A 9134-nucleotide genomic window follows, 5' to 3' on the forward strand; every position below is an offset into this window, starting at 1 on the left:
TTATAAGGTGATAAAATGAGGATTCCTGAGCGCCAGTGATGAATATCTGGCATGTTGTACTAAAAAAAGATGTTTTGCTTTGACAATCCCCTGCGCATTTGCGAAAACATCAAATAGAGAAAAAGCCGTGTTTCACGCATGATTGAAATTCATGCATGTAAATACCATTTTACCGTGCTAGCGAAATCTACGCATGGCGTGGACAGACGCCATCCGTGATATCGATAGTGGCCTGTGGCAACGGTCTTCTCAATGCAAACCCTGGGATTACGCGCCGTGTTCACTCTGTAATATGCGGTACGTAACGTGACGGGTTAAGACTCTGAACAGTGAAGTGCACAGAGTTTAGACAGGAGTAGGGAAGGAATACAGAGAGACAATAATAATGGTAGATAGCAAGAAACGCCCAGGTAAAGACCTCGACCGTATCGATCGTAATATTCTTAACGAATTGCAAAAAGACGGGCGTATTTCCAACGTCGAGCTTTCTAAACGAGTGGGGCTTTCCCCGACGCCGTGCCTTGAGCGCGTGCGCAGACTGGAAAGGCAAGGGTTTATTCAGGGCTATACCGCGCTGCTGAACCCGCATTATCTGGATGCATCACTTCTGGTTTTTGTTGAGATTACTCTGAATCGTGGCGCGCCGGATGTGTTTGAACAATTCAATTCTGCAGTACAAAAACTTGAAGAAATTCAGGAATGTCATCTGGTATCAGGTGATTTTGACTATCTGTTGAAAACGCGCGTACCGGATATGTCCGCTTACCGTAAACTGTTAGGGGAAACCCTGCTACGTCTGCCGGGCGTGAATGACACCCGTACGTATGTCGTGATGGAAGAAGTCAAGCAGAGCAACCGTCTGGTAATTAAGACGCGCTAATACGGAACAGGTGCAAAATCGCTATTTTTTGATTACACTCCTGTTAATCCATACAGCAGCAGTGCCGGATAACCGGCGCTGCTGTCCGTTTTAGCATCAAGGACCTGGAGAGCCTGTCTTGAGCCAGGAATATACAGAAGACAAAGAAGTCACACTGACAAAGTTAAGCAGCGGGCGTCGACTCCTGGAGGCGTTGCTGATCCTCGTTTCACTTTTTGCCGTTTGGTTAATGGCGGCGCTCCTCAGCTTCAACCCGTCGGACCCTAGCTGGTCACAAACGGCCTGGCATGAACCTATCCATAATCTGGGCGGTGCGCCCGGCGCATGGCTTGCCGACACGCTATTTTTCATTTTCGGCGTGATGGCCTATACCATCCCGGTGATTATCGCTGGCGCCTGCTGGTTTACCTGGCGTCACCGCACCAGTGAAGACTACATCGATTATTTTGCCGTCTCGCTGCGGCTTATCGGCGCGCTGGCTCTGATCCTGACCTCCTGCGGTCTGGCCGCTATCAATGCCGACGATATCTGGTATTTCGCCTCCGGCGGCGTCATCGGCAGCCTGCTGAGCACGACGCTGCAACCATTGCTGCGCAGCAGCGGCGGCACGCTCGCGTTACTTTGCATTTGGGCGGCCGGGTTAACGCTCTTCACCGGCTGGTCGTGGGTGACCATCGCGGAGAAAATCGGCAGCGTCATTCTCAACATCCTTACTTTTGCCAGCAACCGCACCCGTCGCGATGACACCTGGGTTGATGATGAAGAGTATGAGGACGACGACGAGTACGAAGAAGAGCAGCCGCGAGAGTCTCGCCGCGCGCGGATTTTACGCGGTGCGCTGGCGCGCCGTAAGCGGGTTGCCGAGCGATTTATTAACCCTATGGGCCGCAAGACCGATGAAGCGTTATTTTCCGGTAAGCGCATGGACGATGAAGCCGAAGAGATTGCTTACAGTGCGCGCGGCATTCCTGCCGATGCTGACGATGTGCTTTTCTCCGGCCATCGCGCCACCGAAGCAGACGAGTACGATCCGCTGCTGAGCGGGCGTAGCGTTACGGAGCCGCTGGTTGCCGCTGCCGCCGCAACGACCGCGGCCCAGGCCTGGGCTGCGCCCGTCGAACCTGTAGCTCCTGATGTTTCACAACCCGCAGCCTGGCAGCCTTCAACGCCTGCGCCTGAGGGAAATAGCGGCTACCCGCAGCAGGTTGTGCCGCAGTGGCAGCAGCCGGTGGCTGATGAAAGCTGGGCGCCGGACGCGCCGGTAACGCCGCAGCCGCAACAAGAGAACGTTTATGCGCAGGCAGAACCGCAGATAGCACCTGCGCCAGAGCCGAACATTGAGCCGCAACCTGACGCATTGAGTGAAGAGGCGAAGCAGGCGCGCCCGCCGCTTTATTATTTTGAAGAGGTGGAAGAGAAGCGCGCGCGTGAGCGTGAGCAGCTCGCGGCCTGGTATCAGCCGATTCCGGAACCGGCCAGCGCCGAGCCGGTAAGCAAACCTGTCATGCCTCCAATGCCTGCCAGCGACGTTTCTGTCGTGGCGGGAGTTGTAAGCGCGCCGCAGGCGTCGGGTAACGCGGCAGCCAGCGCCGCCGCAGCAGCAGCGCCAGTATTCAGCCTGGCCGCAGGCGGTGCGCCTCGTCCTCAGGTAAAAGAAGGGATTGGCCCGCAGTTGCCGAGGCCGAATCGTGTACGCGTGCCGACGCGTCGCGAGCTGGCGTCATATGGCATCAAGCTGCCTTCGCAGCGTATGGCTGAAGTGCGCGCACGCGCGGAAGATGCATCGGATGATAGCGATGTGCAGCAGCAGGATGAGCTGGCGCGCCAGTTTGCCGCTTCACAGCAGGATCGTTACGGCGACGCCTATCAGCACGATACTACGCATAATGACTCACCGCATAGCGGGCAGGATGATAACGACGCGGCCGAAGCCGAGCTAGCTCGTCAGTTCGCCGCATCGCAGCAGCAGCGTTACGCCGGTGAACAACCGGACGGAGCGCAGCCCTTTAAGCCGGAGGATTATGAATTCTCCCCAACCAAAGTGCTGGTGGATGACGGCCCGCATGAACCGATGTTTACACCGGGTGTCGCGCCGGAGCCTGAAGCGCCGGTACAACCGCACTATCAGCAGCCTGCGCCGCAGCAGTATCAACAACCGGTACAGCAACCTGTTTCGCCTGCTCCTTCGCAGCCAGTGCTGCAACAAAACCGGCAGCCTGCACCGCAGCAGTATCAACAACCGGTGCAGCAACCTGCCGCGCCTGCACCGCAGGAAAGCCTTATTCATCCTCTGTTGATGCGTAACGGCGACAGCCGTCCGGTGCAAAAACCGACGACGCCGCTCCCGTCGCTGGATCTGCTGACGCAGCCTCCGGCAGAAGTCGAGCCGGTAGACACCTTCGCGCTTGAGCAGATGGCGCGCCTGGTGGAAGCCCGGCTGGCGGATTTTCGCATCAAGGCCGATGTGGTCAACTATTCGCCAGGCCCGGTTATCACGCGTTTTGAGCTAAACCTGGCGCCAGGCGTAAAAGCCGCACGTATTTCTAACCTCTCCCGCGATCTGGCGCGTTCACTCTCTACCGTTGCCGTGCGTGTGGTGGAAGTTATCCCCGGCAAGCCTTATGTGGGGCTTGAGCTGCCGAACAAAAAACGTCAGACCGTCTATCTGCGCGAAGTACTGGACTGCGCGAAGTTCCGCGAAAGCCCGTCGCCGCTGACCGTTGTGCTGGGTAAAGACATCGCGGGCGATCCGGTGATTGCCGACCTGGCGAAGATGCCGCACCTGTTGGTGGCCGGTACCACCGGTTCCGGTAAGTCCGTCGGCGTTAACGCCATGATCCTCAGCATGCTCTATAAAGCGACGCCGGAAGAAGTTCGCTTTATTATGATCGACCCGAAAATGCTGGAGCTCTCGGTCTACGAAGGCATTCCGCACCTGCTCACCGAAGTGGTGACAGATATGAAAGACGCCGCCAACGCCCTGCGCTGGAGCGTCAATGAAATGGAGCGTCGCTATAAACTGATGTCGGCGCTTGGCGTGCGTAACCTGGCCGGTTACAACGAGAAGATTGCCGAAGCCGCGCGGATGGGAAGGCCGATTCCTGACCCGTACTGGAAACCGGGCGACAGCATGGATGTTCAGCATCCGGTGCTGGAGAAACTGCCGTACATCGTGGTGATGGTGGATGAGTTCGCCGACCTGATGATGACGGTTGGTAAGAAGGTGGAAGAGCTGATTGCGCGCCTGGCGCAGAAAGCGCGTGCCGCCGGTATTCACCTGGTGCTGGCAACCCAGCGTCCGTCGGTCGATGTGATAACCGGGCTTATCAAAGCGAATATCCCGACGCGTATTGCATTTACCGTATCGAGTAAAATTGATTCGCGCACCATCCTCGATCAAGGCGGTGCGGAATCGCTGCTTGGCATGGGGGATATGCTCTACTCCGGTCCGAACTCTACCTCTGCGCCGACGCGTGTTCACGGCGCGTTTGTTCGCGATCAGGAAGTGCATGCGGTCGTGCAGGACTGGAAAGCCCGAGGGCGTCCGCAATATGTTGATGGCATCACCTCCGAAAGCGAAAACGAAGGCGGTGGCGGTGGTTTTGATGGCGGCGAGGAGCTTGATCCGCTGTTCGATCAGGCCGTTAACTTTGTGACTGAAAAACGCAAAGCCTCCATCTCCGGCGTACAGCGTCAGTTCCGTATCGGCTACAACCGTGCGGCGCGTATCATTGAACAGATGGAAGCGCAGGGTATCGTCAGCGAGCAGGGCCATAACGGTAATCGTGAAGTGCTGGCACCGCCGCCGTTTGAGTAAGGATCTTGCCTGTTCTGCCTCTGGTTTAGCAAATGAACCAGAGGCAGAACCATTCAGGTATTAATCTTTCTCTGCTCTTTGAATATTGTGCTGTAACTCAACTTTTTCTTCTATTAAATCATCAAAGCCCGGATAGTATTTATCGTAAGGATTATTACCACAGGCTGCAGGTTTAGATACTATGCGAATTCTATGGTTTAAATCGCCGTCTGAGTTGAGCGAGAGATAGATATATTTATAAGAAGGATGCGCCAGTATTTCATTTGCCTCTTTGTCGATCTCAATAAGCCTTTTCTTATCTTCAGCGATCTGCTCTTCTGAACGCCATGTAATCCTTAATTTATACGTACGTACTATTTCCATGTCGAAGCTGAGCATGTACTGATCTAAAACGTTTACCCTTATCATGCCGCTTTCTGTGTGGTTGTCCGCAAAAGTAAAGACACCCTTACATTTCATGGGTACCTGGACGGAGTCGTTATATTCTGGCCCCTCAATAACGATCCTAGTTTGGGCAGGAAAAAGGTCGAGGCATTTATGTTTTCAGAATATCCAGAAGGGTATAACTTAACACATCCTGTTAGCAAAAAAGGCAGCGTAAAAATTAATGCTTAAGGTTCATTAATATTCCTTATTTACAGCTAAAAATATATTTTGAGAGCAGGAATTTGCTTTAAGTATTATTGTGTGAATGGTTTGAAGATAGCGCTGTTATTATGATCCTGTTTCAGGAAATATACTACGTTATTAAGTGCCACAAAGTCACGGTTTAATTTTATGCAAGATTTAGTCAGCCAGCGATTAATTTTTTTACAAATAGCATCGTCATTGATTGGCGCTTTTCAGTTTTTTTACCAGGAAAATGCATGGCTGAATTGGTATAGTAAAGGCTGTATTCGCCTTAGTCTGTCGACTGTCAGTATGGAAGAGTGAAGGAATCAAAATGAAAAAAATTGCTATTACCTGCGCCTTACTGGCCAGCTTTGCCGCCAGCCAGGCCTGGGCAGATGCAGCAAGCGATCTGAAAAGTCGTCTGGATAAAGTGAGCAGCTTCCACGCAAGCTTCACGCAGAAAGTCACCGACGGTAGCGGCAACGCCGTGCAGGAAGGTCAGGGCGATTTATGGGTGAAACGCCCGAACCTGTTTAACTGGCATATGACCGCGCCGGATGAAAGCATCCTGGTGTCTGATGGCAAAACGCTCTGGTTTTATAATCCTTTTGTTGAGCAGGCCACGGCGACCTGGCTGAAAGATGCCACCGGCAACACACCGTTTATGCTAATAGCCCGCAACCAGGCGAGCGACTGGCAGCAGTATAATATTGCACAGAAGGGCGATGACTTCGTCCTGACGCCGAAAAACAGCAGCGGCAACCTGAAACAATTTACCATTAATGTCGGCCGTGACGGCACCATTCATCAGTTCAGCGCGATTGAACAGGATGACCAGCGCAGCAGTTATCAGCTTAAAGCGCAGCAAAACGGCGCGGTGGAAGCATCCAAATTCAGCTTTACCCCGCCGCAGGGTGTAACGGTTGATGACCAACGTAAGTAAGAGGCATGTGTGAGCAACCTGTCGCTCGATTTTTCCGATAATGCTTTCCAACCTCTGGCCGCCCGTATGCGGCCAGAAAATTTAGCGCAATACATTGGTCAGCAGCATCTGCTGGCAGCGGGTAAACCCTTGCCGCGCGCTATAGAAGCCGGGCATTTGCACTCCATGATCCTGTGGGGGCCGCCGGGCACCGGCAAAACAACGCTTGCCGAAGTGATTGCCCGCTACGCCAGCGCGGATGTCGAGCGCATTTCGGCCGTGACTTCAGGCATCAAAGAGATCCGCGAAGCGATAGAACGTGCGCGGCAAAACCGCAACGCCGGGCGGCGCACCATCCTGTTTGTTGATGAAGTCCATCGCTTTAATAAAAGCCAGCAGGATGCGTTTTTGCCGCATATCGAAGACGGCACCATCACCTTTATCGGCGCGACCACCGAAAACCCCTCGTTTGAACTCAACTCGGCGCTGCTCTCCCGTGCGCGCGTCTACTTGCTGAAATCCCTCACCACGGAAGATATTGAGCAGGTACTGACGCAGGCGATGGAAGATAAAGCGCGTGGCTACGGCGGGCAAAATATTGTTTTACCGGATGACACGCGGCGCGCGATTGCCGAACTGGTCAATGGCGACGCGCGCCGGGCGCTGAATACGCTTGAGATGATGGCCGATATGGCCGCCGAAGATGATGCCGGGAAACGTGTGCTCAAACCCGAGCTGTTACGGGAGATTGCCGGCGAGCGCAGCGCGCGCTTCGACAATAAAGGCGATCGCTTTTACGATTTGATCTCGGCACTGCATAAATCCGTGCGCGGCAGCGCGCCGGACGCGGCGCTTTACTGGTATGCGCGCATCATCACCGCCGGGGGAGACCCGCTGTATGTCGCGCGTCGCTGCCTGGCCATCGCCTCGGAAGATGTAGGCAACGCCGACCCCAGAGCGATGCAGGTGGCGATTTCTGCCTGGGATTGTTTTACCCGCGTCGGTCCGGCTGAAGGGGAGCGCGCCATCGCCCAGGCCATTGTCTACCTTGCTTGTGCGCCAAAAAGCAACGCGGTCTACACCGCCTTTAAAGCAGCGCTCGCCGATGCGCGTGAACGGCCTGATTATGACGTACCGGAACATCTGCGTAACGCGCCGACCAAACTGATGAAAGAGATGGGCTATGGTCAGGAGTATCGTTATGCTCATGACGAGCCAAACGCTTATGCCGCTGGCGAAGAGTATTTCCCGCCAGAATTAGCACAAACGCGCTATTATCAACCCACCAACAGAGGCCTGGAAGGCAAGATTGGCGAAAAGCTCGCCTGGCTAACCGAACAGGATCATAAAAGCCCTATAAAACGCTACCGCTAGTGCGGGTGTTGCGGTAAGGTTATTGGTGTATCTCATCGGTCGCAGGCTGCGGCCGCTTACTTTTTATTTCAATTCGATAAGCACAGGAAAAGCATGCTCGATCCCAATCTGCTGCGTACCGAGCCAGACGCAGTCGCTGAAAAACTGGCACGCCGGGGCTTTAAGCTGGATGTAGATAAATTACGCGCGCTCGAAGAGCGTCGTAAAGTACTGCAGGTCAAAACTGAAAACCTGCAGGCTGAACGCAACTCGCGATCGAAATCCATTGGCCAGGCGAAGGCACGCGGGGAAGATATTGAGCCATTACGCCTGGAAGTGAACAAACTGGGCGAAGAGCTGGACGCGGCGAAAGTAGAGCTGGAGTCCCTGCTGGGCGAAATCCGTGATATTGCGCTTGCTATCCCGAACATCCCTGACGACGACGTGCCGCCGGGCCGTGATGAAAACGACAACGTTGAAGTCAGCCGCTGGGGCACGCCGCGCCAGTTTGATTTTGAGGTGCGCGATCACGTCACGCTGGGCGAAATGCATGGCGGGCTGGATTTTGCCGCAGCGGTAAAACTCACCGGTTCCCGTTTCGTGGTCATGAAAGGGCAGATTGCCCGCATGCACCGCGCGCTGGCGCAGTTTATGATAGACCTGCACACCGAGCAGCACGGTTATGCCGAAAACTACGTCCCGTATCTGGTTAATCAGGATACGCTGTACGGCACCGGGCAGCTGCCGAAATTTGCCGGCGATCTGTTCCATACCCGCCCGCTGGAAGAGGAAGCCGACAGCAGCAATTACGCGCTGATCCCGACTGCCGAAGTGCCGCTGACGAACTTGGTGCGCGATGAGATCATCGATGAAGACGATCTGCCTATTAAGATGACCGCACATACGCCATGCTTCCGTTCTGAAGCCGGTTCTTACGGGCGCGATACCCGAGGCCTTATCCGTATGCATCAGTTCGATAAAGTCGAAATGGTGCAGATTGTTCGCCCGGAAGACTCAATGGCAGCGCTGGAAGAGATGACAGGCCACGCAGAGAAAGTGCTGCAGCTTCTGGGTCTGCCATACCGCAAAGTGTTGCTGTGCGCGGGCGACATGGGCTTTGGCGCGCGTAAAACCTACGATCTGGAAGTCTGGATCCCGGCGCAGAATACCTATCGCGAAATCTCTTCTTGCTCGAACGTGTGGGATTTCCAGGCGCGTCGTATGCAGGCGCGCTGCCGTAGCAAGGCTGATAAGAAAACCCGGCTGGTGCACACCCTGAATGGCTCCGGCCTGGCAGTGGGGCGTACGCTGGTTGCCGTGCTGGAAAACTACCAGCAGGCAGACGGGCGTATCGAAGTGCCGGAAGTACTGCGCCCTTATATGAAGGGGCTTGAGTACATCGGCTGAGTTCTGCCAGACTAAAAAAGCGCCTGCGGGCTAATGCCGGTCACTTAAGGTGACCGGCATTGTTTTTAACAGGATATTTCGGCCTTTTTTGCCTCACTTCCCTTTCATATTCCCGTTCCCTCCTCGGCGGTAGTTTCAGCATC

At 54.7% G+C, this 9134-nt stretch carries 6 protein-coding genes; 5 read left to right on the top strand and 1 reads right to left on the bottom strand.

Going from position 1 to position 9134, the window contains the following annotated elements; all coding sequences use genetic code 11:
• Nucleotides 1–385: 385 nt before the first annotated feature.
• Both lrp and ftsK read left to right on the top strand, forming a co-directional pair.
• Entirely contained in the window at nt 386–880 is a 495-nt protein-coding gene (lrp, locus tag ACTU3N_RS16810; protein ID WP_002439523.1) for a leucine-responsive transcriptional regulator Lrp, read from the top strand.
• 118 nt (nt 881–998) lie between these two features.
• Complete coding sequence (ftsK, locus tag ACTU3N_RS16815; protein ID WP_443087267.1) at nt 999–4697, top strand: DNA translocase FtsK; 3699 nt, start codon at nt 999–1001, stop codon at nt 4695–4697.
• A gap of 60 nt (nt 4698–4757) precedes the next feature.
• On the opposite strand, the gene ACTU3N_RS16820 is transcribed toward ftsK, so the two are convergent.
• Nucleotides 4758–5156 carry a hypothetical protein gene (locus tag ACTU3N_RS16820; protein ID WP_443087268.1) on the bottom strand — a complete coding sequence of 133 codons (399 nt, stop codon included), beginning with the start codon at nt 5154–5156 and terminating at the stop codon, nt 4758–4760.
• A gap of 484 nt (nt 5157–5640) precedes the next feature.
• Between ACTU3N_RS16820 and lolA the strand changes: the two genes are divergently transcribed.
• The 3 genes from lolA (at nt 5641) to serS (ending at nt 8991) form a co-directional block, all read left to right on the top strand.
• The gene (gene lolA / locus ACTU3N_RS16825) at nt 5641–6252 is read left to right on the top strand and encodes an outer membrane lipoprotein chaperone LolA (protein ID WP_443087269.1); all 612 of its coding nucleotides are present in this window, start codon (nt 5641–5643) and stop codon (nt 6250–6252) included.
• Between the two features lie 9 nt (nt 6253–6261).
• The gene (gene rarA / locus ACTU3N_RS16830) at nt 6262–7605 is read left to right on the top strand and encodes a replication-associated recombination protein RarA (RefSeq protein WP_443087270.1); all 1344 of its coding nucleotides are present in this window, start codon (nt 6262–6264) and stop codon (nt 7603–7605) included.
• A gap of 93 nt (nt 7606–7698) precedes the next feature.
• Nucleotides 7699–8991, top strand: a complete 1293-nt coding sequence (serS, locus tag ACTU3N_RS16835; RefSeq protein WP_443087271.1) for a serine--tRNA ligase — start codon at nt 7699–7701, stop codon at nt 8989–8991.
• Nucleotides 8992–9134 lie beyond the last annotated feature (143 nt).

The sequence above is a fragment of the Vagococcus sp. WN89Y genome (genome assembly GCF_052220145.1).
In the GTDB taxonomy this organism is placed as follows: domain Bacteria; phylum Pseudomonadota; class Gammaproteobacteria; order Enterobacterales; family Enterobacteriaceae; genus Kosakonia.

Coding starts and splice junctions, on each gene's coding strand:
- lolA (WP_443087269.1), top strand. CDS start 5,641: ATGAAAAAAATTGCTATTACCTGCGCCTTACTGGCCAGCTTTGCCGCC.
- lrp (WP_002439523.1), top strand. CDS start 386: ATGGTAGATAGCAAGAAACGCCCAGGTAAAGACCTCGACCGTATCGAT.
- ACTU3N_RS16820 (WP_443087268.1), bottom strand. CDS start 5,156: ATGAAATGTAAGGGTGTCTTTACTTTTGCGGACAACCACACAGAAAGC.
- serS (WP_443087271.1), top strand. CDS start 7,699: ATGCTCGATCCCAATCTGCTGCGTACCGAGCCAGACGCAGTCGCTGAA.